This window comes from Thalassospira sp. MBR-102 (assembly GCF_040549275.1).
GTDB classification, from domain to species: domain Bacteria; phylum Pseudomonadota; class Alphaproteobacteria; order Rhodospirillales; family Thalassospiraceae; genus Thalassospira; species Thalassospira xiamenensis.
The window spans coordinates 135,089-158,007 of record NZ_JBEPTC010000007.1; the positions used below are offsets into that span (position 1 = coordinate 135,089).

Consider the following 22,919-nt stretch of genomic DNA (forward strand, 5'->3'; position numbering starts at 1 on the left):
ATAGCTTTTTAATAATGCCGTTTCCAAAATTCGGGAAACACCGACTTTTTTACCGTGCAACTGCACACAAAGAAAGGGCGAAAATATCGTGGACACAACGGGATCGCTTCCGTAGTTATGCGCCAGCATCCCCGCAAATGATGTGCAACAGCCAGTTTCGTGAGCAAGTCGACCATGAACAACGATACTGCCCGTAATGACAGGGTGATTCTGATCGCCTTTGGAGCCAATCTTCCTACGGAGGAATATGGGGCACCAGCCGATACATTGAAAGCAGCCCTTAGACGATTGACCGAGGATGGCGACATTTCTGTGGCAAACGTATCCCCGTTCTACGAGACGGCACCGGTTCCGGTTTCGGATCAGCCTTGGTATGTCAACGGCGTTGCGCGGCTTGAAACCGCTTTGGGTGCGCATGATCTCCTGGCACGTCTTCACCATGTCGAGGCGGAATTTGGCCGCGTTCGGCGCGAAAGAAACGAAGCACGGGTGATTGATCTTGATCTGATTGCCTACGGGGATGATCTGCTGATCGAGGAGGGCGGCATTCAGGTGCCCCATCCCCGCATGCACCAACGGGCGTTCGTTCTGCTGCCGCTGCGCGATATCGTGCCCGAATGGCATCATCCGCAACTTCATCGGTCGATTAACGATCTGATATCGGACCTTCCGACGGATCAGGAAATCCGAAAACAATCCTGATATGCAAAAAATCCGCTAAAAACCTGTTCATCCCGATGGCTTCGCTGTTGCAACAAAGCAAATGCGACGCTATAAAGTCCGGTCTGGACACCCCAAAAGTATTTCTGGAGACATTTATGGCGCGCGTTACCGTCGAAGATTGCGTTGAAAAGATTCCGAACCGCTTCGAGCTCGTGATGCTGGCAGCTCAGCGTGCACGCAACATCTCGGCCGGTGCCGAACTGACCATTGATCGTGACAACGACAAGAACCCGGTTGTCGCTTTGCGTGAAATCGCAGAACAGACCGTTGATTATGACGATCTGCGCAATGGCATGGTTTCCGGCCTGCAGCGGCATGTTGAAGTCGATGAACCCGAAGAATCCGAAGACGATTTTGGTCCGAAACTGATGGCAGAAGCAATTCAGGATGCCTCGGTCGGTGTGACCATTCCGTCTGCTGACGAAGACGAATAAGGCCAAAGAAATCTTGTTCTGAGGCAAAGTTCAAAAGAAAAGCCACGGTGATTATCTTCCGTGGCTTTTTTTTATCCAAATCGTACTATCTTATGAAAGGGCCGGATTTCGGCCTTTGGATGAATACGGAGAAGCCACTGAATGATGCGCCAATACGAACTTGTGGAACGGGTTAAGGCCTATGATCCGGATGCATGCGAAACATCGCTGAACCGGGCATATGTCTATGCGACCCAGAAACATGGTTCGCAAAAGCGTGCCAATGGCGACCCGTACTTTTCCCATCCGATCGAAGTTGCAGGTATCCTGACGAACTACAAGCTGGATTGCGACACGATCATCACGGCGCTGCTGCACGACACCATCGAAGACACCGACGCAACGCCGCAGGAAATTACCAAGCTGTTTGGCAGCAACATCATGAAGCTGGTCGATGGTGTGACCAAGCTGACGCAGATTGAACTGAAATCTGCCGATTCAAAGCAGGCGGAGAATTTCCGCAAGCTGTTGCTTGCGATGTCCGAGGACATCCGTGTTCTTCTGGTGAAGCTTGCGGACCGTTTGCATAACATGCGCACGCTGCATTACATCCCGAAGCCGGAAAAACGGGTGCGGATTGCGGCAGAAACGCTTGAGATTTATGCACCGCTTGCCGAACGCATCGGTATGCATGACATCAAGGAAGAACTTGAAGATCTTGCCTTTCAGCATATCAATCCCGAAGCACGTGATTCGATCCGCGCCCGGCTGGAATTCCTGCGCGAGAAGGACGACAATGTCGTCAACCGCATCGTTACCGAGCTAAAAGACGTCATCAGCCGCCAGGGGCTGTCGGTCGATATTTACGGACGTGAAAAACGGCCATATTCGATCTGGCAGAAGATGCAGCGCAAGAACATCACGTTTGGCGAGCTGTCAGACATCATGGCGTTCCGCGTTCTGGTCGATGACATGCCGCAATGCTATGAGGTTCTTGGCTATCTGCATGCCAATTACAAGGTCATTCCGGGCCGGTTCAAGGATTACATATCAACGCCCAAACCCAACGGTTACCGGTCGATACATACCACCGTCCTTGGCCCTGAAAATCATCGCATCGAAGTGCAAATCCGCACGCGACAGATGCACGAGGTCAACGAGAACGGTGTTGCCGCGCACTGGGCCTACAAGCAGGGCAGTGGGGATGAAAACAAGGAAGGTGTTCAGTATCGCTGGCTGCGCGATCTGCTTGATATCCTTGAACACGCATCCGAGCCCGAAGAGTTTCTGGAACATACCAAGCTGGCGATGTTCCAGGATCAGGTATTCTGTTTCAGCCCCAAGGGTGATGTGATTGCCCTGCCTGCTGGCGCGACGCCGGTCGATTTCGCATACATGATCCACACCCATATCGGCGACACCTGTGTCGGGGCGAAGGTCAACGGCGCGATGGTGCCGTTGCGCACGACGCTGAACAATGGCGATCAGATCGAAATTGTCACCTCGAAGGCGCAGACCCCGAATCCGACATGGGAGCGCTTCGTTGTTACAGGCAAGGCGCGCGCGCGTATTCGCCGCTTTATCCGGCAACAACAGGATGAACAATACAAGGACCTTGGGAAAGCCATCCTGCAGAAGGCATTCCGCCAGGAAGGGTATGACTATTCCGACAAGGCCATTGATGGCGTATTGAAAATCTTCAAAATGCCGAGTGTTGATACGCTTCTGGCATCTGTTGGTGCGGGACATCATACCGGTCGGGAAGTCGTGCATGCGGTGTTCCCTGGCTCAAAGGACGTCGAAACCGCCCGGAAAGTGATCCCGCATGAGCGTGCGCGAAACCGCAAGCATGATCACGCCATACCGCTTAAGGGGCTGATACCGGGAATGGCCGTGCATTATGCCGGTTGCTGCCATCCGCTGCCGGGGGACCGCATTGTCGGGATCGTCACGACAGGCAAGGGCGTTACCATTCACACGATTGATTGCGATACGCTTGAAACCTTTACCGAACAGCCGGAACGCTGGCTTGATGTCGGCTGGGATAATGACGGTGAACCAGAACATTTCATCGGCCGCCTTGGCCTTACGGTTGGCCATGAACAGGGGGCATTAAGTTCCATTACCAGTGTGATTGCCAAGAACCACGGCAACATCACCAACCTTCGCTTCACCAACCGCACGCAGGATTTCTTTGAAATGCTGATCGATATTGATGTGGTTGACGTCAAACATCTGACCAACATTATCGCGGCACTGCGCGCGACACCTGTGGTCAACACCGTCGAGCGTGCACGCGGATGAAACAGGATTTTGAAGGAGTTCGCCTTTTGGTCAAATCGGGCGCAAAACCCTTGCCATTCGGGCGGCTAACACTTACGCATATGCCACACCTGTTTTATGCCTGTCCCGTTTGGCCTATGAATTGATCCTGCATGTTCCGGCGCCGTATCAAACCGACATCTTTTCAACGCATAAGAAATGTGCTTTGGCCGCGCGGCGGCTGGCGTAGGTCTTCGCGATATTTCGCCCATCGGGTCGCGCGACTTCCGGGGACGCCCTATAGCATTGCTTCGGGCTTTGCCATTGGGGCGGCAATATCCTTTACCCCGTTTATCGGCTTCCATTTTGTCCTTTCGGCATTGTTCAGCATGCTGACGCGCAGCAATCTGGTGGCGTCATTGCTTGGCACCATTGTCGGCAATCCCTGGACATTCCCCTTCATATGGCTGTGGTTATATACGTGCGGGAACTGGATCCTTGGCGTTGATCGTGCCGCGGATACCGTGCATTTCAACATGGCGGTCCTTTGGGATTTTGTGGTCATGGGATTAAGCTATATCGGTGGTGGCCTGATTTTCGGTCACTGGGATACGGTCGATCAGGCCCGGCTTGGCCAGTTGTGGGACAGTATCGTCGATATTATCTGGCCGATGATGGTCGGGTGTGTTCCCACTTCACTTGTCGTCTGGATGCTGTTTTACTTCCCGGTACGTCGGGCAGTGGTCATCTATCGTCACAATCGCATTCTGCGCCGGATGAAAACATCCGAACGCCACGGTCTTGGACCGATGCTTGAAAGTGCCAAAAAGAAAATCGGTTCGGCAGCGGCCAGTGCCACCAAAAAGCAGGACGAAACGCAATGAGTGCGAAATTAAGACTGGGTGTGAATATCGATCACGTTGCCACGATCCGTAACGCACGGGGTGGGGCGCATCCCGATCCGGTCCGGGCTGCCAAACTGGCCGCAAAGGCCGGCGCTGACGGTATTACGGCCCATTTGCGCGAAGATCGTCGCCATATTTCCGATAATGATATCAAGCGGTTGCGTGCGGAAATTGATCTTCCGCTGAATTTTGAAATGGCGGCAACCGATGAAATGCTGGCCATTGCGATTGCGGCAAAACCCCATGCCGCCTGCATTGTTCCGGAGAAGCGTGAAGAACGCACGACGGAAGGCGGGCTGGATGCGGCGGGCGGTCACAATCACCTGAAAAGATATGTTGCCGAACTGGGGGCTGCCGGTATTCGGGTATCGCTGTTTATCGAAGCATCGAAGGCGCAGCTCGATGCGGCCAGACATCTTGGCGCGCCTGTTGTCGAAATCCATACGGGTGCCTATTGCGAAGCAACCGGTGCCGCACAGGCGCGCGAACTGGACCGCATTAGGGATGCCGTGCGTTATGGTGCAAGTATCGGCCTTGAAGTTCATGCCGGGCATGGGCTTGGCTTTGATACCGTTTCGCCAATTGCGGCGATGCCCGAGATTGCCGAACTCAATATCGGGCATTTTCTGATCGGCGAGGCCGTCTTCACCGGGCTTGAAAACAGTATCGCGGAAATGCGCCGGTTGATGGACGAGGCACGTCAGGAAAGTGGCGACCAATAATGATTATTGGCATTGGCACCGATCTGTGTGATATCCGGCGGATTGAAACCGCGCTGGAACGCCATGGCGAGCGTTTCATGAACCGTGTTTTCACCGACGTCGAGATCGCGCGTGCCAAACGTCGCCCGCACCGCACGGCGTCGTCACTGGCGATGTCCTTTGCGGCAAAGGAAGCCTGTTCCAAGGCGCTGGGTACGGGGTTTCGTCGTGGCGTGTATCACAGCACGATGGGTGTTGTGCACCAGCCGAGCGGCAAACCCGACATGGTCCTGATTGACGGGGCGCTGAAAAGACTTGAAGAATTGACGCCAGAGGGAAAAGTTGCATCAGTTTATGTAACGCTGACAGACGAATACCCGCTGGCGAATGCGGTCGTTGTAATTTCGGCCGATTGATTGGCAAAAAGTGATTGGTTTAAATACTGAATGGAAAAGCTAGTGCAAAAGAAGAAAACGGGTGGACTTCTGGACACCTTCAAAACCGTTTTCTGGGCCATTGTGATCGCGCTTCTGGTTCGGACATTCGCCTTCGAACCGTTTAATATTCCATCCGGTTCGATGATCCCGACCTTGCTGGTTGGTGACTATTTGTTTGTGTCGAAATTTTCCTATGGATATTCAAAGCACAGCCTGCCGTTCAGCGTGCCGCTGATTCCCGGTCGCATCATGTCGTCCGAACCGGAACGCGGCGATGTGGTGGTTTTCAAACTGCCTGCTGATCCGTCGCAGGATTATATCAAACGCGTGATCGGCCTGCCGGGCGATACGGTTCAGGTCACCAATGGCCGTTTGCTGATTAATGGCCAGACGGTAGAACGTGACCGGATCGAAGACTATATCCTGACCGATGGCAGCGGGCAGGCGATTGCCGTTCCGCAATATATCGAAACACTTCCGAATGGTAAGGTTCATCGTATCCTCGAGATCTTTGGCGATCAGGGGCCAAGCGATAACACCGAACCGTTTACCGTCCCCGAAGGGCATTTCTTCATGATGGGCGATAACCGCGACAATTCGGCCGATAGCCGGGCCTTCCCGTCGCGCTTCCGGTTTGTCCCGATCGAAAACCTCGTGGGACGTGCTGAATTCCTGTTCTATTCCAAAGACAGTTCACAGCCGATCTATGACTTGGGCAGCATCCGGTTTGACCGGCTGTTCCAGGGGGTCAACTGATGGCCGAAACGGTGCCATTGATTGCCGAGATTGATCACGAGTTTGCGCAACCCGATCTGCTTCGGGTTGCGTTGACGCATCGCAGTGCCGCAAAAGGCAAGGATGCGTTAAGCGGCGGCAATGAACGGCTGGAGTTTCTGGGCGACAGGGTTCTGGGGCTGGTTGTTGCCGAAATGCTTTATACGCGTTTCGGGCGCGAGCGCGAAGGTGCGATGGCCAAGCGTTTTGTCGCGCTGGTCCGTCGTGAAACGCTTGCCAGACTGGCACAGCAGATCGGCCTTGGCAGCCATATCCAGATGGCAAAAGGCGAACGTGCCGCCGGTGCGGATACCAATCCCGCCATTTTATCTGATTGCATGGAGGCGGTGATTGCCGCACTCTATCTTGACGGTGGTCTGGAACCGGCAAGAGAATTTATCGAACGGCTTTGGCTGCCGCTTCTCGATGAAGCGCCCAAGCCGCCGCAAGATGCAAAAACCCGATTGCAGGAACTTTTGCAGGGACGTGGCAAGCCATTGCCGAAATATGAAATGGTCGGTCGTCAGGGCCCCGCGCATGCACCTGTCTTTACCATTGAACTGAGCACCGGAGACGGTGAAAGTGTAAAGGCCGATGGCAAATCGAAACGCGAGGCAGAACAACTGGCTGCTCAATTGATGTTGGATACACTGAACCATGAATGAGGTTCCCACTCCGGTGAACGAAGACAGATTACCTTATCAGCAGCGTTGCGGCTTTGTCGCACTTGTCGGGGCGCCAAACGCCGGAAAATCGACATTGCTCAATCAGCTTGTTGGCACAAAAGTATCCATCGTTTCGCCCAAGGTGCAGACAACACGCACGCGCGTGCGCGGCATTGTCATGACCGATGACGCGCAGCTGGTGTTTATCGACACGCCGGGCATCTTTGCGCCGAAGCGCCGTCTGGACCGTGCAATGGTCAAAGCCGCCTGGAACGGTGCGGACGATGCCGATCTTGTTGTTCTGGTGATTGATGCCGGGGCAGGCATCACCGACGAGGTGCGCGCGATCATTGATCAGCTCAAATCCCAGAATCGCAAAGCCATTCTGGCGATGAACAAAGTCGACAAGGTGGCCGACAAGGAAAAGCTGCTGCGTCTGTCGCAGGAATTCTTTGCCGAGGAAGTTTTCACCGATGTCTTCATGATTTCGGCCAAAAAGGGTTCTGGTACGCAGGATCTGGTGAATTTCCTTGCGGCCAAGATGCCCGATGGTCCGTGGATGTTCCCCGAAGACGACGTTTCGGATATGCCGTTGCGGTTGCTGGCGGCAGAAATAACGCGCGAAAAACTTTACTATCAGCTGCAGCAGGAATTGCCTTATTCCGCAACGGTCGAAACCGAATTGTGGGAAGAACGCAAGGATGGTTCCGTCAAGCTGGAGCAGACGATTTTCGTCGAGCGAGAAGGCCAGAAAGCCATCATCCTTGGCAAGGGTGGTAAGCGTATCAAGGCCCTTGGCAGTGATGCCAGAAAGGAACTTGAAGCGATTTTCGAACGTCGGGTTCATCTGTTCCTGTTCGTCAAGGTGCGCGAAAACTGGGGCGATGATCCCAATCGCTTTGCGATGTGGGGACTTGATCCCAACGCTTGATACATGGCGCGTAAGTTTCGCGCACATTTGCCCTGCCTGCAGGTTTGGATATGGAAAACGGATCTTTATGGGGAATAGTGTTGATCGTCGTTGGCGCCGTTGCCGCGATGATCGTTGCACGTGTCGCCCGGCGACCGTTTCGTTACCGGCATGATGGTAAAAATATCGAGCGCGACAAATCATTCCTTTCGCGCCCGGTTAATCTGCTGGCTTTGTTGGCGGCTATTGCCACCTTCGTTCTTGGGTTGCTTTGGCGTTTGAATGGAAATGGACAGTCGTAATGACCAGGCACGAAAATGACCCGATTGATGATGCAATTGATCACGTTGCAAGCAGCAACACATTGAAACGTATTGTTTTTATTGTTGCGTTCATCTGTCTTGCATCCAGCCTTGTCGGGCTTTTCTTCCTTGTTACCCGTCTGATCGTGCCGCGCGGTTTTTTCTAGAGGTGCAGGATGGACTGGCGTGATGATGCGATCGTCCTTTCCACGCGCAAGCTCGGTGAGAACTCGGTCCGTTTGTCGGTGCTGACGCGCGACTATGGTCGATATGCAGGCATGGTGCGTGGTGCCACCAGCAAATCAATGCGCGGTACGCTGGAGCCGGGGAATGAAGTTCGTGTCGGATGGTCTGCCAGATTATCAGAACATCTGGGGCAGTTCCGTTGCGAACTGACGGGCGCGCATGTTGCCGATTTGCTGCTATCCCCCGGGCCCTTGATGGCGTTGAGTTCGGCCTGTGCGATGCTGGAAGTCACATTGCCCGAACGCGAAGCGCACACCACATTGTATCAGGGGACGGTTGCACTGCTTTCCGCCCTTAAGACGGAGCAATGGCTGGCGTCTTACATCCGATGGGAAGTCGGGTTGCTTGACGAGCTTGGCTATGGGCTCAGCCTTGATCGTTGTGCAGCAACAGATGTTGCCGATGACCTCTGCTTTGTATCCCCCAAAAGCGGCCGGGCCGTTTCCGAGGCCGCAGGAACGGCATATCGTGATCGCCTGTTGCCGTTACCGGCATTCCTTGCCGCAGGCAGGGCCGCACAAAGCAGCCGCGATCAGGGATTGAATGAACAGTTTCGCCAAGGGATCAAACTGACCGGATTTTTCATTCATCGCGATATTTTTGAAGCAAAGGGTGTGAAGCCCGTTGCCGCCCGCGACCGGCTGGTGAGCCATATCTGGCGCGCAGTAGACGCCGATGAAAAATAAATACCGTACTTTGATGCGGACTTGTGTTGACCATAACCGTACCCACCGTAGTATGTTGCCAAAATGGTGATTGAGCGCCGGACACCGGACTGAATTGCCGAATTGATTGCAACCTGCCAAACAACAAGAAAAATCGTTCATGAGCACCAAGACTTCCGATCCGGCCAATGCCGGCCAAATCAGGGAAACGCGCCTTGCCGACGCGTTGAGCGAACGTTATCTCGCTTATGCCATGTCGACGATCATGTCGCGTTCTCTTCCCGATGTGCGCGATGGTCTGAAACCCGTGCATCGGCGTCTGCTGTATGCCATGCGCCAGCTAAAACTTGATCCGGCGCAGGGGTTCAAGAAATGCGCCCGTGTTGTCGGTGACGTGATCGGTAAGTATCACCCGCATGGTGATCAGTCTGTCTATGACGCGCTTGTGCGTTTGGCACAGGATTTTGCCGTCCGTTATCCGTTGGTCGACGGGCAGGGGAACTTTGGCAACATTGACGGCGATAACGCAGCGGCAATGCGTTATACCGAGGCCCGCATGACAGCCGTTGCCGCGGCACTGATGAATGGCCTTGACGAAGATGCGGTTGATTTCCGCCCGACATATGACGGCGAGGATCACGAACCGATTGTCATGCCGGCAGCGTTTCCGAACCTGCTGGCCAATGGTGCGGCCGGTATTGCGGTTGGTATGGCAACCAACATTCCGCCGCACAATGCTGGCGAACTATGTGCCGGCCTGATCAAGCTGATCGATAATCCTGATACCTCGATTGCGGAACTCGTGCGCTGTGTGCCGGGTCCGGACTTCCCGACCGGTGGGGTTCTGGTTGAGCCGCGCGAAAACATTCTTGAGGCCTATGCCACCGGGCGCGGTTCATTCCGTCTGCGCGCCAGATGGGAAGTCGAGAAGCTCAGTCATGGACTGTTCCAGGTCGTTGTGACCGAAATTCCCTATCAGGTTCAGAAAGCCAAACTGGTCGAGCGTATTGCCGATCTGATGGTTCTGAAAAAGCTTCCGCTTCTGGCTGATGTGCGCGATGAGTCGACCGACCTGATCCGTCTGGTGTTTGAGCCGCGGACCCGTGCGGTCGAGCCGGAACATTTGATGGAGATGCTGTTCAAGAATACCGAACTGGAAATCCGGTTTGGTCTGAACATGAACGTTCTGGACGGGGACAATACGCCGCGCGTCATGAATCTGCGCGAAGTACTGCGTGCGTTCCTGGCCCATCGTCAGGACGTTCTGATCCGTCGTTCCAACCATCGACTGGCCAAGATCAATCATCGCCTTGAAGTGCTTGATGGTTATCTTGTTGCCTATCTGAACCTTGACGAGGTCATCCGGATCATTCGTTTCGAGGATGAGCCGAAGGTGTCGTTGATGTCGACTTTCGACCTGACGGAAGTTCAGGCGGATGCGATCCTCAACATGCGTCTGCGGTCCTTGCGCAAGCTCGAAGAAATGGAAATCAAGAACGAGCATGCGAAACTGACCGAAGAAAAAGAAGGTCTCGAAGCGCTTCTTGCCAGTGAAAGCTTGCGCTGGGAGAAAATCCGCGACGAAGTCGAGGAAATGCGCGAGAAATTCGGCAAGAAGACAGCCCTTGGCAAGCGCCGTACCGAAATCGGTGATGCACCGGAAGAAATCGAAGTTCCGCTGGAAGCCCTGATTGAACGTGAACCTATTATGGTGATCTGTTCGAAAATGGGTTGGATCAGGGCCCTTAAGGGGCATACGTCAGACATCAGCGACCTGAAATTCAAGGATGGTGACGAAGGGCGTTTTGCGCTGAAGGCGTTCACGACGGACAAGCTTCTGATCATGAGCACCGAAGGCCGCTGTTACACGATGTCGTGCGACAAGCTGCCGGGCGGACGTGGTCATGGTGAGCCGATCCGTTTGACGATTGATCTGCCCCAGGAACATGACATCGTTGCGATGGTCATCCATAAGCCGGGCCGGAACCTGCTTGTTGCAAGTTCTGCCGGTCGCGGTTTCCAGGTGGCCGAAGCCGATGTGGTGGCCCAGACCAAGAACGGCAAACAGATTTTGAACCTTGGCAAGGATGAAGAGGCAAAAATCTGCCTTCCGGTCGACAAGGATCATGTCGCTGTTCTGGGCGAAAACCGTAAACTTCTGATCTATCCGGTTTCCGAAGTCCCTGAAATGACCCGCGGGCGCGGTGTTATCCTGCAGAAATACCGTCAGGGTGGCATGGCTGATTTGGTCCTGTTCAATCTTGAAGAAGGACTGAGCTGGACCATGGGCGGCAGCGAGGGCCGTACACGTACCGTTACCGAGCTTGCAGAATGGATTGGCAAGCGTGCCGGTGCCGGGCGCATGCCGCCAACCGGGTTCCCGCGGTCAAACAGGTTCGAATAACGCATCCTTCGCAGGATGGATGAGATTCCAAAGGGATAAGGGCAGGGATGTTCTTATCCCTTTTCTCGTTTCCGGGCGAAATTTGTCAATCACGGGTGAAAACGCGGTTTGATTTTATTCAGGATGCTGAACAAGGCGGGAAACGGGCAAAATATATAGCGTTTTAAGGCGTAAATATGTAACTTCGCATCCTGATTGGCAGGGAGCCCGCAATTTCCCTGTGAGTTCCAAAAGGGCGTGGGAGTGAAAACGTGAATTTTCTAGGGAGTTTCGTCCGTTTCGTTGACGGTCTGAATGACTGGATCGGACGTGGCGTGGCCTGGCTGGTAATCCCGATGGTCGTGATCACATTCCTGGTCGCGACATTACGGTACGGTTTTTCCATTGGCTGGGTTTCGATGCAGGAAAGCTATATGTGGCTGCATGGTATCGTCTTTATGGTCGGTGCCGGTTACACGCTGCTACATGGCGGTCATGTGCGAGTGGACGTCTTCTATCGTCCGGCTTCGGCGCGCTACAAGGCATGGGTTGATCTTTTTGGTTCCCTGCTGCTGCTGCTGCCGGTGATCATTATGGTCTATATCTATAGTTACCCCTATGTGATGACCAGCTGGCTTCGTCTTGAAGGGTCACATGAAACCGGCGGCTTGCCGGGGCTGTTCCTTTATAAATCGGTTATTCTCGTTTTCTGCGTGTTGATTGCTTTGCAGGGGCTGTCACTCGCCGCGCGTAGCATTCTCGTGCTGACCGGGCATAAAGAATTTGAAATCAAAGAAGAAGAGCACGAGGGCGTCTGATGTCGGGGGAAATTCTTAGCCTTGTAATGTTCGCAGTAGCCTGCGGCGTTCTTCTTCTCGGTTTCCCGGTTGCGTTTTCCCTGGCAGGAACGGGGCTTGTCTTTGCGCTGATCGGTAATTCGATGGGCGTGTTTGACATGCCGCTTCTGGGGTCGTTGCCGTCACGCTATTTCGGTGTGATGACCAACGAGCTTTATGTCGCGATCCCGCTTTTCGTCTTTATGGGCGTCATGCTTGAACGTGCCCGGATTGCCGAAAAGCTGCTGACGACCATGGGGCTTCTGTTTGGCACCATGCGGGCGGGGCTTGGCATTTCGGTTGTGCTGGTCGGGATGCTGCTGGCGGCTTCGACCGGTATCGTTGGGGCAACCGTTGTAACCATGGGGCTTCTCAGCCTTCCGGCGATGCAAAAGGCCGGATACAGTCCGCGTCTTTCGACCGGGGTAATCTGTGCATCCGGCACATTGGGGCAGATCATACCGCCGTCGATCGTGCTGGTTTTGCTCGGTGATATCCTGCAAGGCGCTTACGCCGAAGCACAACGTTCGCTGGGCAATTGGGCCCCGGAGCCGGTTTCGGTTATCGACCTGTTTGCCGGTGCATTCATTCCCGGCATGCTTCTGGTCGGGCTTTATATCTGCTGGATCATCATTCAGGCCTTTATTGACCCCAAATCGGCACCGCCGCTGGTGACCGACAAACGGCCGGATGGCCTTTGGGGGGAAGTTCTGCGTGCGCTGATGCCTCCGGGGTTGCTCATCGTTGCCGTGCTGGGCTCGATCCTTACAGGTATCGCAACACCGACTGAGTCCGCGGCATTTGGCGGTGTTGGTGCGGTCATTCTGGCGGCGTTCTATAAACGCCTGTCATGGGACGTGTTGCGCCATGTGACACGCCAGACGGTTCAGATCAGTGCCATGGTCTTCGTGATCCTGCTGGGCGCATCGGTGTTCTCGCTGGTCTTCCGTGGCCTTGGCGGGGATCATCTGGTCGAAGAACTGCTGCATAACCTTCCTGGCGGTGTTTTCAGCGCCATGCTGGTCGTCATGCTGCTGATGTTTGTCATGGGCTTCTTCCTTGATTTCATTGAAATCGTGTTTGTGGTTGTGCCAATCGTTGGCCCGATCCTGCTCAAGATGGATATCGATCCGGTCTGGCTTGGCGTGATGATTGCCATCAACCTGCAGACCAGCTTCCTGACACCGCCGTTCGGCTTTGCGCTGTTCTATCTGCGCGGGGTGGCTCCGGCGGCAATAAAGACCTGGGACATTTATCGCGGGATTGTCCCGTTTGTCCTGATCCAGGTCCTGGGCTTGGGGCTTGTGGCGGCGTTCCCGGCACTGGCGACATGGCTTCCGGATTTGCTGTTCAAGTAACCGCAGGCCCGCCAAAACCTGTCATGCAAAAAGGGTCGGCATTTGCCGACCCTTTTCGGTTTCTATATCTGAAAACTTAGTATTTGAACGGCAGGATACGTGCCTGGGCAAAAGCCGATTCCGAGAATTTCGACCAGCCAATCGACTGGGTACGGAACGCGATCAGGCTTTCGAAAACTTCCTGCGACAGCGGATTTGAAGCAACAAGGTCACGCAGAACCGTGCCCGACAATGCGCCAAGATTGGTCAGAATGTCGTCCGAGAACGGGCGAACATCGACATTGTGCTTGTCGCGCAGGGTCTGGAGCGCCTGATTGTTCCGTGCGGTGAATTCCGACAGAACCATCTGGTTCACAGCACGGTTGGCCTGCTCGACGATTGCCTTGAGGTCGTCGGGAAGGGCATTCCAGGCATCAAGGTTGATGAAGTTGTCAAGAACGGTCGCCGGTTCATGCCAGCCCGGATAGTAATAAAACTTGGCTGATTTATAGAGACCAAACGCCAGGTCGTTATACGGGCCAACCCATTCGGTCGCGTCAATCGCACCGGACTGAAGGGCAGGCGGAATTTCGCCACCCGGAAGGTTCACAACGTTGCCACCCGCAGCTTTGACGACTTCGCCGCCAAGGCCCGGAATACGCATTTTCAGACCTTTATAGTCATCAATCGTATTCATTTCCTTGTTGAACCAGCCGCCCATCTGGGTGCCGGTGTTGCCGGACGGGAAGAATTTGCAGTTCAGTTCGGAATAGACTTTGTCAGCAAGTTCCTGACCGCCGCCCCACTGGAACCATGCGTTCTGTTCCTGGGCGTTCAGTCCGAATGGCATCGCTGCGATATACTGGGTGGCATCGACTTTACCCTTCCAGTAATAAGGCGCGCCATGGCCCATTTCGACGGTACCATTACCGACAGCATCAATGGCTTCAAAGGCGGGAACGATTTCGCCCGCGCCAAAAACGGTCACCTTCATGCGGCCGTCTGATGCCTTGTTTATATATTCAGCCAAAAGGTTCGCCCCGGTCCCCAAACCCGGGAAGTTTTTTGGCCAGGTCGTGACCATGCGCCACTCACGGACTTCCTGTGCGATTGCCGGTTTGGCAAAGGTAGACGCGACCGCCGCGGTCGCACCGGCTACCGCAGCGCCGGAAAGAAATTGGCGACGTTTCATAGATTACAGCCTCCCAAAGATGCAAGCTCATGATTTATTGCCTCAAAGCCGTCATGCGGCTTTGGAGCAAAGCTTATATGCGTCTGTAGAATGTGGCAACCGGGGATCGATGGGGGAGCTACTACTTTGGTCTAGTAGTTGCGGCGGGGTGTCGCGAGCCAAAGATCAACCGTCAATACCGTCACTGGCCGGAAGGCTAACCCAGTTTCCGCCCCGAAAACCTTCCAGAGGCTGAAAGCGCATCTTGTAGGACATCTTTCGGCACTCTCCGATCCAGTAACCAAGATAAACATGGGGTAAACCAAGGGTTTGGGACTCTTTTATCAGATCAAGAATGATAAAGGTTCCAAGTCCGCGGCGCTGTTCGGAGGGATCAAAGAAGCTGTATACGGCAGACAGGCCATCAGAGAGGTTATCGACCAGTGCAACCGCGATCAGGCTGCCATTCTGGCGCCGATATTCAAAAATGGAGGTGTCGACAGTGCTGTCTTCGATCATGGCCCGATAGTCGCGGGCATCCATCCGGGCCATATCGCCATTGCCGTGACGGGCGTCCTGATACTGACTGAAAAGCTGAAACTGTTCCTGTGTGGCGACGGATGGCGAGACGGCCCGGATCAGATCATTGTTTTTTGCCGCGATACGACGAAACGATCTGGTCGTGCGGAAATCTTCGGAACGTACCCGGACGGGAACACACGCGTCACATTCGCTGCAGGCAGGCAAATAGGCAATAGAATGGCTGCGGCGGAAACCGGCGCGAGACAGCAGATCATGAACGTTATTTGCTTCGGGACCGCGCAGTTCTGTCACCAGCTTACGCTCGAACCTGCCAGGCAGATAGGGGCATGGCATGGGAGCGGTCATGAAGTAATGCTGTGTCAGTCGCCTTTGATTGACTGTCATTTACCGTTTTGCCCCGGCTTCAGAGGTTCTTCTGATAATATGAGATTAGGTATGAATCATGACGGTTTAAAGGGCGAACCCGACGATTGTCTGAGCTCGCCATAAAATTCCCTAGCGGTTTGAAGGGACAGAGAAGCTGGGGCGCCGGTTTGAAGGCGCTGAATTGCCCGATTCTTGTCCTGATCCCTGTTCGGTGGATGGGGTGCCAGACTGCGCAGGGGCGGAGGTTTCGCCATCAACGGCCGGGCGTTCACCGGTTCCGCGCAGAAGCGTGATGCTGATGCGTCTGTTGCGTTCGTTTTCCGGCGTTTCGGGAAGCAGCGGGTCCGTATCGGCAAGGCCAGCAACTTTGGCGAAGCGGCCGGATGCAAGGCCCTGCGTTTCAAGTTCCCGGCGGGTTGCCAGGGCGCGGTCCGAGGACAGTTCCCAGTTGCTGTAACCAGTGACTGTCGAGAAGGGCACGGCATCGGTATGGCCTTCAATCGAAATATCCTGCGGCATACCCTGGATAGCTTCGACAACCTTTGACAGCAGAAGTTTGGTGTGGTCGGCCATGACGGCACTACCGCTTGGGAACATTGCGGTGCCGTCTTCATCCAAAATCTGAATGCGAAGACCTTCGTCGGTTTCTTCGATCCGGATATTCTTGGCAAGTTCCTGCAAATCAGGGGAACTTTCAAGCGCCTTGCGAAGTTCTTCTTCCGCTTCCTTGAATTCCTTGTCTTCCTGTTCGGCAAGACGTTGCTCGGCCATTTCTTCCGGTGTTTTCACCGGGGGAATATCAATGCTGACCGTCGGCGCGCCCGTTTCAGAGCGTAAGGCACCTTGTTCTGCAAGGCTTTGGCCACCCAGAATGCCGCCGGAACCGGACTCGCTTTGAGAAATCGTTTCCGGGGTGAAATAGTTCGACACGCCCTGTAGCTGTTCTTCAGTGGCACTGCTAAGCAGCCAAAGCAGCAGGAAGAACGCCATCATTGCTGTCACAAAGTCGGCATACGCAACCTTCCATGCACCACCATGGTGGCCGTGACCGCCTTTCTTGATTTTCTTTATAACGATATCAGGCATGCGTCGCGTTTTTCTCTAAACCGGAAATGGATTATTCAAAAATCAAGCGGTTGGTGCATTTTGCAAAGCTTCGTCAAGTTCCTTGAAGCTTGGCCGAAGATCATGTGGCAGGGTTTTTCGTGCAAATTCTACCGAAACCTGCGGCGCATAACCCTGCATGTGTCCGATAAGTGCCGCCTTTATACAGCTGTAGTATTTCGCGTCGGCATCAACGGTTTTCTTGATGATGGATGCCGTCGGCGCGACAAAACCATAAGCGCCAAGAATACCAAGGAATGTCCCGACCAGTGCTGCCGCAATCAGGCCGCCCAGAATTTCAGGCGGTTCCGTCACGGAGCTCATGGTGACAATAACCCCCAGAACGGCCGCGACAATACCCAGCGCGGGAAGACCGTCGCCAACTGTTTGAACCGCATCGGAAACCGCGTGTTCTTCCTCGTGATGGGTTTCCAGTTCCTGATCTATCACGGCTTCGAGTTCGTACGCATTGGTGGTGCCAAGGGTCAGCAACCGAAGATAATCACACATGAACTCAAGGGCGTGATGGTCTTTGGTGACGCCCGGAAAGTTTGCGAAAAGGCTTGAGCTTTCGGGGTTTTCCACATGGCTTTCGAGCGCCAGATCGCCCTTTGATTTGGCGAGACGAAAAACCGCATAAAGGCAGGTCAAAAGCTCAAGATAGGAAGCTTTCTTCTTGGGGCCTTTCATGGCACGCAGGGTATAGCTGAAGGACCGTTTGACAACGCTTAGCGGATTGGCAGTCAGAAAGGCACCAAACGCAGCCCCGAAAATAATCAGAACTTCAAGAGGTTGAACGAGAATGCTAAATGACCCGTGAGGCAAATACCCGCCAAGTACCGAGCCGAGTACTATGACGTAACCGATAATCAGAAACATTATGCAGTCCCCACTAACCCCAAAATACGCCGCAACCGTAAATTCCTCATTATGGACAGCCTTCCGGGAAGCCGGAGTGTTAGGGTCGCAGCGCTTGTATTTATATGATTCATATTAACTTTTAATCTTATTAATATAGCGTTTAAAACGCTGACGCGTGGGGTTTGACAGCACAAGTTTTTCCCGCCATTTTCCCTGATCCTGTACGCAGGGCATGTCCAATAGGTTTTATCAGCAAGAGCATTCTTCAATATGTCATTTTCATCGCGCGATTTTCGGGACTGTCTGGGACAATTTGCAACCGGTGTTGCTGTTGTTACGGCACGGTCGAATAATGGCGCAAAAGCAGGCATTACGATCAATTCGTTTGCGTCGGTGTCGCTCGATCCGGCTCTGGTCCTTTTTTCAGTAGACCAGCGCGCGGCCACACATTCATTGTTTGCAGGTGAGTGTGACCGTTTTTGCATCAATATCCTTAATCGGGATCAACGCGACCTGTCTGACCTGTTTTCATCACCGGTTCACGACCGTTGGGAAGACCTTGTTTTCGAAGATGATTGTCATGGTGTGCCAAAGCTGATCGGTAATCTTGCGACATTTTCCTGCAAACGACATGCAATTCACGATGGCGGAGATCACAGCATCATTGTGGGGCATGTACAGGATATCTCGCTGGGGAATACCGGTGATCCTCTGCTTTATTATGGTGGCCGTTATCGCTCCCTTGTCAAATGAGCAAAGGGCCAACGGCATTGTCGCTGGCCCTTGTAATTTCAGTCGAGCGATGTGTTGCCCAGAAGGCGGCTGCCAAATCCGGCACCGGTCAGTTTTGTAATCACCTGTTCTGCGTGCGAGGTGTCTCTGACTTCCAGCACCATGTCGACGTCGGTCTGCTTTGCCGGCACATCATAGAAGTGACGCTGGTGATACACTTCAATGATGTTGGCTTCGGCGTCGCCGATCAGCGCGCTGATGGTTGCAAGTGCGCCCGGAACATCGGGAATTTCGATACGCACACGCACAAGGCGGCCTTCGCGCGCCATACCGCGCATCAGAACCTGTGCGAGAAGACGGGTATCGATGTTGCCGCCACTGACAATCATGCAGACCTTCTTGCCTTTGAAACGGTCATGGTGATCAAGAAGGGCGGCAAGCGGTGCCGCACCAGCGCCTTCGACAACGGTTTTTTCGATCTCGATCAGCATCTGTATGGCGCGCTCGATCGAGCTTTCCTCGACCAGCAGCACATCATCAAGCTTTTCCTTGCAGATTTCGAGGGTCAGGCCACCCGGTTGCTTGACCGCAATGCCTTCGGCAATCGTCACACCACCGCCCGAAAGCGGCAGGCCCTTGATGCCTTCATACATCGAAGGATAAAGCTTGGTTTCGACACCAATCACCTCGATATCCGGGCGTCGGGCCTTGATGGCCGTAACAATACCGGCCGCAAGACCGCCGCCGCCAATGGGGACGATAATGGTGTCGATGTCCGCCCCATCATTAAGGATTTCAAGCCCGACAGTCCCCTGACCGGCAATGATATGCGGATCATCAAACGGATGCACAAAGGTCAGGCCGCGTTCTTCCTGAATTTTCGATGCGGCTTCAAGGCTTTCGGCGAAAACACTGCCTTCAAGGACAACTTCCGCCCCGTGTGAACGGGTGTGACGGACTTTGGTAAAGGGCGTGTTTTTCGGCATGACAATGGTTGCCGGAATGCCAAGTCGTTTGGCGTTATAGGCAACACCTTGCGCATGGTTTCCGGCCGATACGGCAATGACACCCTTCGCGCGTTCTTCAGGCGTCAGGCTGGCGAGTTTGATATAAGCGCCGCGTTCCTTGAAGGAGGCCGTATATTGCAGGTTTTCAAGTTTCAGGTGAACTTCGGCCTCGCAAATATTTGAAAGTGTTTGCGATTTTACCAATGGCGTTTTGCTGACGATGCCTTCAAGCAAGCCGGATGCGCGAACGATGTCGTGATAGGAAACGGTCATTTCCATACTCCTGCGGCCAGCCGCACCTTACGTGATGTGCTGGCATTTTATCATGTGTGGGCAAAATTCGGATGTTTAACCAAGCCTGTCATCCGCGGATGACAGGGATCACATTCGCAGGGCGGAAATCCCGATAATCATGGCCATCGCACCGGCACGAAGCGTCGGACGGGGATGCGATGCGAGGATGTCAAGGCAAGCAGACATAGCCATGTTCTTTCCGGGTTATGGGTCGGTAATCGTGATGCAGCTTTGCGGATTAGGCGCGCAAGGTCAAGTTTGCAAACAAAAAAGCCGGGTTGCAACATTTGCAACCCGGCCGGTTTGGGAACGCAGGCAGGGTTATTCCATATTCATGATGATGGTTTTCTTGTGCGTGAAATGTTCAAGCATGCTCTCAAGCGATGCCTCCTTGCCAAGACCCGAAAGCTTGACGCCGCCATATGACAGGTTTGGCTGCACGACAAGGTTCTGATTGACCTGAACAAAGCCCGCTTCAAGCCGTTTGGTGGCTGTCAGTGCGGTTTTAAGGTCCTTGGTCCAGACAGTTGCGGCAAGGCCAAAGTCGCTGTCATTGGCAAGCTCAATCGCCTCGTCAAAGGTTTTGAACCTGAACACACACGCAACAGGGCCAAAGATTTCTTCGCGGGCAATCCGCGCATCAGGCTTGACGTTGGTAAAGACGACCGGACGGACAAACATGCCGTCCGCAAGTGCCGGATCGGTTGGAAGGGCGCTGAGTTCATTTTTGGTCGCACCTTCTTCCTCGCCGATCTCGATATAACCGCACACCTTGTCGCGCTGTTTGCGATTGATGATCGTGCCGATATCGGTTTCCTCGTCCAGCGGATCACCCATTTTAAGGGTGTTGACCTTGGCCAGAAGGCGGTTAACAAACTCGTCATGCAGGCTTTCATGTACCAGAATGCGCGACGATGCCGTGCAGCTTTGGCCCTGACGGGTAAAGCGCATGCCGCCAATTGCCCCGGCAATGGCCTTGTCCAGATCGGCGTCACCCATCACGATCATCGGCGATTTGCCACCCAGTTCCAGCGTGACCGGGATCAGTTTTTCCGCCGCTGCGCGGTAAACCGTACGACCGGTTTCGACCGATCCGGTAAAGGATACCTTTTTGACATCCTTGTGCGCCACCAGCGGGCCGCCGCATCCCGGACCAAAACCGGAAAGGATGTTCAAAACACCCTTTGGCAAGACCTGCTGCATGATCTGGCAGACACGAAGGACGGTAAAGGGGGTGTCTTCGGCGGATTTAACGACAACGGTATTGCCCGCGACCAAGGCCGGGGCGACCTTGATCGCCATCAGAAGCAGCGGCACGTTCCACGGAATGATCGCACCGACAACGCCAACCGGTTCACGCGTTGTCAGGGTCATCATGTTCGGGTTGAACGGAATGGTTTCACCCTTCAGTTCCGAAGCAAGGCCGCCAAAGAAGGTGAACATGTCGGCCAGGACCGATGCCTCGACCCGGCTTTCCGTCCGCAACGCCTTGCCGGACTCAAGGGCCACCATCCGGCCGAGTTCCTCGACATGCTGGGTCAGGATACGCCCGCATTCCGCCACCAGCTTGCCGCGTTCGCGGGCAGGGCGGTTTGCCCAATCCTTTTGGGCCTTCTTTGCCACCGAAACCGCGAAATCGACGTCATCGGCGTCACCTTCGGCAGCCTGCGCAATAACCTTGCCGGTTGCCGGGTTCAGCACGTCAAAATTTCTGCCATTTCTGGCCGGTACAAGTTCCCCGTCGATCAGGTGACGGCCATCAAGTTCCTTGACCAGTTTGTGGGGATCAAGCACGGGTTCGATAGACATTTCAGGCTCCCTGTCATATAGCTGCGCGCCCGTTTTCCGGCTGCGTCGCAAAATAAACGGTTATTCGGTATTGGTTTACCAATTTATCGATCCGATACCGGAAAGGCAAGGTCCTTTCACCATGTTAGGCATGACAGTCAGGGACAGGGTTGATAGGGTTACTTAAACGCGGGCTGCATTTCGAATTGTGAATGCGCCACAGATACAATTCCGTAAGGACAAGGGGATACCCATGCCGCGCCATTTCGATACGACGTTTGATGTTGTTCGTGAACTTAAGCCTTCTTACCCGGTTTATTGCCTGCGCCCTGACATCCTGCGTGAATCGGCCAAACGGTTTGTCGACATGTTTCCCGGCAATGTCCTTTATGCGGTCAAATGCAATCCGCATCCGGAAATCATGCGCTACCTTCATGAAGGCGGTGTTCGTCATTTCGATACCGCATCGCCCGAGGAAATTGCCCTTGTCCGCCGCCAGTTTCCCGGCATGAACGTCTATTTCATGCATCCTGTCAAAAGCCGGGATGCCATTCGCAGCGCGCACCGTGTTTTCGGCGTAAAGCATTACGTGATCGATACCGAGGATGAACTTGAAAAAGTCCGCGCCGAAACCGACGGCGAGACCGATCTGGTCATTCATGTCCGCCTGGCAACCCCGCCGGCAGGCGCGGCCTATAACCTTTCGGCAAAGTTCGGTGCCCGTCCGATGACGGCATCGGAACTTTTGAAGAAAGTTGATGGCTATGGCTATACCGCCGGGCTTTGCTTCCATGTCGGGTCGCAATGCACAACGCCGAACGGGTATCGCATTGCTGTTGAACTGATCCGGCAGGTTGTCGATTTTTCAGGGGTCAAAGTCCGTTATATTGATGTTGGCGGCGGGTTCCCCGGCCAATATATGAACCAGCGCGCACCGGGACTTGAGGTCTTCATGGAGGAAATCAAGGACTGCATTCGCTGGCTTGGCCTGCCTGATACCACCTTTATGTGCGAGCCGGGCCGGGCACTGGTGTCGAGTGGCGTGTCGCTGATCACGCAGGTGCATCTGCGTAAAGAGGACCAGCTCTTCATCAATGACGGTGTCTATGGCAGCCTTTCCGAGGCGGTCACGGGGCAGTTGCGTTTCCCGGTACGACCGATGCGGATCGGCGGTGATTTCAACGACACCGATACCCTCGACTTCACGATCTATGGCCCGACCTGCGACAATATGGATGTGCTTCCGGCAACGGTAACCTTGCCCGCCGACATCCGCGAAGGGGACTGGATCGAGTTTGGTCATATCGGTGCCTACAGCAACGCGCTGGCCACCCATTTCAACGGTTTTTACCCGGAGCTTCTGGTGACGGTTGGCGAAACATTTCCGTTTATTGATGGCGAATTTCCGCAGGTCGGCTGATCACAACCGGCCATAACGGTAAAACAGTACTTGTTTGCGGATATCCTTGTGTGCACTATGCTGCCCGGTATGAC

Annotated in this window: 23 protein-coding genes; 17 read left to right on the forward strand and 6 right to left on the reverse strand. The window is 54.2% G+C overall.

Annotated features, from left to right (window positions below):
* Positions 1 to 174: 174 nt before the first annotated feature.
* The 15 genes from folK to ABIE64_RS13655 all read left to right on the forward strand — a co-directional run bounded on the left by folK (position 175) and on the right by ABIE64_RS13655 (position 13,580).
* Positions 175 to 702, forward strand: coding sequence for a 2-amino-4-hydroxy-6-hydroxymethyldihydropteridine diphosphokinase (gene folK / locus ABIE64_RS13585; protein ID WP_037991235.1), 528 nt, complete (start codon positions 175 to 177; stop codon positions 700 to 702).
* Positions 703 to 818: 116 nt separating this feature from the next.
* Entirely contained in the window at positions 819 to 1,157 is a 339-nt protein-coding gene (rpoZ, locus tag ABIE64_RS13590) for a DNA-directed RNA polymerase subunit omega (RefSeq protein ID WP_007089488.1), read from the forward strand.
* 141 nt (positions 1,158 to 1,298) lie between these two features.
* Entirely contained in the window at positions 1,299 to 3,440 is a 2,142-nt protein-coding gene (locus tag ABIE64_RS13595) for a RelA/SpoT family protein (RefSeq protein WP_037991234.1), read from the forward strand.
* Positions 3,441 to 3,619: 179 nt separating this feature from the next.
* The gene (locus ABIE64_RS13600) at positions 3,620 to 4,282 is read left to right on the forward strand and encodes a DUF2062 domain-containing protein (RefSeq protein ID WP_223305105.1); all 663 of its coding nucleotides are present in this window, start codon (positions 3,620 to 3,622) and stop codon (positions 4,280 to 4,282) included.
* Positions 4,279 to 5,025 (forward strand): pyridoxine 5'-phosphate synthase, encoded by a 747-nt coding sequence (locus tag ABIE64_RS13605; RefSeq protein WP_007089491.1) that lies wholly within the window; start codon positions 4,279 to 4,281, stop codon positions 5,023 to 5,025. Before ABIE64_RS13600 ends, ABIE64_RS13605 begins: the two co-directional genes overlap by 4 nt.
* A complete protein-coding gene (gene acpS, locus ABIE64_RS13610) occupies positions 5,025 to 5,420 on the forward strand; it encodes a holo-ACP synthase (RefSeq protein ID WP_007089492.1) in 396 nt (131 codons plus the stop codon). Before ABIE64_RS13605 ends, acpS begins: the two co-directional genes overlap by 1 nt.
* A gap of 42 nt (positions 5,421 to 5,462) precedes the next feature.
* Positions 5,463 to 6,197 carry a signal peptidase I gene (gene lepB / locus ABIE64_RS13615; RefSeq protein WP_007089493.1) on the forward strand — a complete coding sequence of 245 codons (735 nt, stop codon included), beginning with the start codon at positions 5,463 to 5,465 and terminating at the stop codon, positions 6,195 to 6,197.
* Positions 6,197 to 6,880, forward strand: coding sequence for a ribonuclease III (rnc, locus tag ABIE64_RS13620; protein WP_354377708.1), 684 nt, complete (start codon positions 6,197 to 6,199; stop codon positions 6,878 to 6,880). The genes lepB and rnc overlap by 1 nt, the downstream gene beginning before the upstream one ends.
* Positions 6,873 to 7,811, forward strand: coding sequence for a GTPase Era (era, locus tag ABIE64_RS13625; protein WP_007089495.1), 939 nt, complete (start codon positions 6,873 to 6,875; stop codon positions 7,809 to 7,811). Before rnc ends, era begins: the two co-directional genes overlap by 8 nt.
* A gap of 77 nt (positions 7,812 to 7,888) precedes the next feature.
* Positions 7,889 to 8,092 carry a hypothetical protein gene (locus tag ABIE64_RS13630; RefSeq protein WP_354377742.1) on the forward strand — a complete coding sequence of 68 codons (204 nt, stop codon included), beginning with the start codon at positions 7,889 to 7,891 and terminating at the stop codon, positions 8,090 to 8,092.
* On the forward strand, positions 8,092 to 8,259 hold the full coding sequence (locus ABIE64_RS13635) for a hypothetical protein (RefSeq protein WP_156962684.1): 168 nt from the start codon (positions 8,092 to 8,094) through the stop codon (positions 8,257 to 8,259). The genes ABIE64_RS13630 and ABIE64_RS13635 overlap by 1 nt, the downstream gene beginning before the upstream one ends.
* 9 nt (positions 8,260 to 8,268) lie before the next feature.
* Positions 8,269 to 9,024, forward strand: a complete 756-nt coding sequence (gene recO, locus ABIE64_RS13640; RefSeq protein WP_007089497.1) for a DNA repair protein RecO — start codon at positions 8,269 to 8,271, stop codon at positions 9,022 to 9,024.
* Positions 9,025 to 9,163: 139 nt separating this feature from the next.
* Entirely contained in the window at positions 9,164 to 11,407 is a 2,244-nt protein-coding gene (gene parC, locus ABIE64_RS13645) for a DNA topoisomerase IV subunit A (RefSeq protein WP_051682324.1), read from the forward strand.
* A 251-nt stretch (positions 11,408 to 11,658) separates the two neighbouring features.
* Positions 11,659 to 12,204: a TRAP transporter small permease subunit gene (locus ABIE64_RS13650; RefSeq protein ID WP_037991226.1), complete on the forward strand. Its 546-nt coding sequence runs from the start codon at positions 11,659 to 11,661 to the stop codon at positions 12,202 to 12,204.
* Positions 12,204 to 13,580 (forward strand): TRAP transporter large permease, encoded by a 1,377-nt coding sequence (locus ABIE64_RS13655; RefSeq protein WP_063091946.1) that lies wholly within the window; start codon positions 12,204 to 12,206, stop codon positions 13,578 to 13,580. The genes ABIE64_RS13650 and ABIE64_RS13655 overlap by 1 nt, the downstream gene beginning before the upstream one ends.
* 76 nt (positions 13,581 to 13,656) lie before the next feature.
* Here the strand turns inward: ABIE64_RS13655 and ABIE64_RS13660 are convergent, their stop codons facing one another.
* The 4 genes from ABIE64_RS13660 to motA all read right to left on the reverse strand — a co-directional run bounded on the left by ABIE64_RS13660 (position 13,657) and on the right by motA (position 17,622).
* The gene (locus ABIE64_RS13660) at positions 13,657 to 14,751 is read right to left on the reverse strand and encodes a TRAP transporter substrate-binding protein (RefSeq protein WP_354377709.1); all 1,095 of its coding nucleotides are present in this window, start codon (positions 14,749 to 14,751) and stop codon (positions 13,657 to 13,659) included.
* A gap of 165 nt (positions 14,752 to 14,916) precedes the next feature.
* Positions 14,917 to 15,657 carry an arginyltransferase gene (locus ABIE64_RS13665; protein ID WP_063091947.1) on the reverse strand — a complete coding sequence of 247 codons (741 nt, stop codon included), beginning with the start codon at positions 15,655 to 15,657 and terminating at the stop codon, positions 14,917 to 14,919.
* Between the two features lie 111 nt (positions 15,658 to 15,768).
* Positions 15,769 to 16,725, reverse strand: coding sequence for a flagellar motor protein MotB (locus ABIE64_RS13670; RefSeq protein WP_063091948.1), 957 nt, complete (start codon positions 16,723 to 16,725; stop codon positions 15,769 to 15,771).
* Positions 16,726 to 16,767: 42 nt separating this feature from the next.
* A complete protein-coding gene (gene motA, locus ABIE64_RS13675) occupies positions 16,768 to 17,622 on the reverse strand; it encodes a flagellar motor stator protein MotA (protein WP_007089504.1) in 855 nt (284 codons plus the stop codon).
* Between the two features lie 252 nt (positions 17,623 to 17,874).
* Between motA and ABIE64_RS13680 the strand changes: the two genes are divergently transcribed.
* Positions 17,875 to 18,357, forward strand: a complete 483-nt coding sequence (locus ABIE64_RS13680) for a flavin reductase family protein (RefSeq protein ID WP_354377710.1) — start codon at positions 17,875 to 17,877, stop codon at positions 18,355 to 18,357.
* Between the two features lie 38 nt (positions 18,358 to 18,395).
* Here the strand turns inward: ABIE64_RS13680 and ABIE64_RS13685 are convergent, their stop codons facing one another.
* The gene (locus tag ABIE64_RS13685) at positions 18,396 to 19,616 is read right to left on the reverse strand and encodes a threonine ammonia-lyase (RefSeq protein WP_210766354.1); all 1,221 of its coding nucleotides are present in this window, start codon (positions 19,614 to 19,616) and stop codon (positions 18,396 to 18,398) included.
* A gap of 342 nt (positions 19,617 to 19,958) precedes the next feature.
* Positions 19,959 to 21,446 (reverse strand): aldehyde dehydrogenase family protein, encoded by a 1,488-nt coding sequence (locus tag ABIE64_RS13690; protein ID WP_354377711.1) that lies wholly within the window; start codon positions 21,444 to 21,446, stop codon positions 19,959 to 19,961.
* 232 nt (positions 21,447 to 21,678) lie between these two features.
* On the opposite strand from ABIE64_RS13690, the gene ABIE64_RS13695 reads away from it, so the two are divergent.
* Positions 21,679 to 22,845 carry a type III PLP-dependent enzyme gene (locus ABIE64_RS13695; protein ID WP_037991212.1) on the forward strand — a complete coding sequence of 389 codons (1,167 nt, stop codon included), beginning with the start codon at positions 21,679 to 21,681 and terminating at the stop codon, positions 22,843 to 22,845.
* Positions 22,846 to 22,919 lie beyond the last annotated feature (74 nt).

Bases quoted from the DNA above. Each gene is read 5' to 3' on its own strand.
- folK (WP_037991235.1), top strand. From the start codon at position 175: ATGAACAACGATACTGCCCGTAATGACAGGGTGATTCTGATCGCCTTT.
- rpoZ (WP_007089488.1), top strand. From the start codon at position 819: ATGGCGCGCGTTACCGTCGAAGATTGCGTTGAAAAGATTCCGAACCGC.
- ABIE64_RS13595 (WP_037991234.1), top strand. From the start codon at position 1,299: ATGATGCGCCAATACGAACTTGTGGAACGGGTTAAGGCCTATGATCCG.
- ABIE64_RS13605 (WP_007089491.1), top strand. From the start codon at position 4,279: ATGAGTGCGAAATTAAGACTGGGTGTGAATATCGATCACGTTGCCACG.
- acpS (WP_007089492.1), top strand. From the start codon at position 5,025: ATGATTATTGGCATTGGCACCGATCTGTGTGATATCCGGCGGATTGAA.
- rnc (WP_354377708.1), top strand. From the start codon at position 6,197: ATGGCCGAAACGGTGCCATTGATTGCCGAGATTGATCACGAGTTTGCG.
- era (WP_007089495.1), top strand. From the start codon at position 6,873: ATGAATGAGGTTCCCACTCCGGTGAACGAAGACAGATTACCTTATCAG.
- ABIE64_RS13635 (WP_156962684.1), top strand. From the start codon at position 8,092: ATGACCAGGCACGAAAATGACCCGATTGATGATGCAATTGATCACGTT.
- recO (WP_007089497.1), top strand. From the start codon at position 8,269: ATGGACTGGCGTGATGATGCGATCGTCCTTTCCACGCGCAAGCTCGGT.
- parC (WP_051682324.1), top strand. From the start codon at position 9,164: ATGAGCACCAAGACTTCCGATCCGGCCAATGCCGGCCAAATCAGGGAA.
- ABIE64_RS13655 (WP_063091946.1), top strand. From the start codon at position 12,204: ATGTCGGGGGAAATTCTTAGCCTTGTAATGTTCGCAGTAGCCTGCGGC.
- ABIE64_RS13660 (WP_354377709.1), bottom strand. From the start codon at position 14,751: ATGAAACGTCGCCAATTTCTTTCCGGCGCTGCGGTAGCCGGTGCGACC.
- ABIE64_RS13665 (WP_063091947.1), bottom strand. From the start codon at position 15,657: ATGACAGTCAATCAAAGGCGACTGACACAGCATTACTTCATGACCGCT.
- ABIE64_RS13670 (WP_063091948.1), bottom strand. From the start codon at position 16,725: ATGCCTGATATCGTTATAAAGAAAATCAAGAAAGGCGGTCACGGCCAC.
- motA (WP_007089504.1), bottom strand. From the start codon at position 17,622: ATGTTTCTGATTATCGGTTACGTCATAGTACTCGGCTCGGTACTTGGC.
- ABIE64_RS13680 (WP_354377710.1), top strand. From the start codon at position 17,875: ATGTCATTTTCATCGCGCGATTTTCGGGACTGTCTGGGACAATTTGCA.
- ABIE64_RS13685 (WP_210766354.1), bottom strand. From the start codon at position 19,616: ATGACCGTTTCCTATCACGACATCGTTCGCGCATCCGGCTTGCTTGAA.
- ABIE64_RS13690 (WP_354377711.1), bottom strand. From the start codon at position 21,446: ATGTCTATCGAACCCGTGCTTGATCCCCACAAACTGGTCAAGGAACTT.
- ABIE64_RS13695 (WP_037991212.1), top strand. From the start codon at position 21,679: ATGCCGCGCCATTTCGATACGACGTTTGATGTTGTTCGTGAACTTAAG.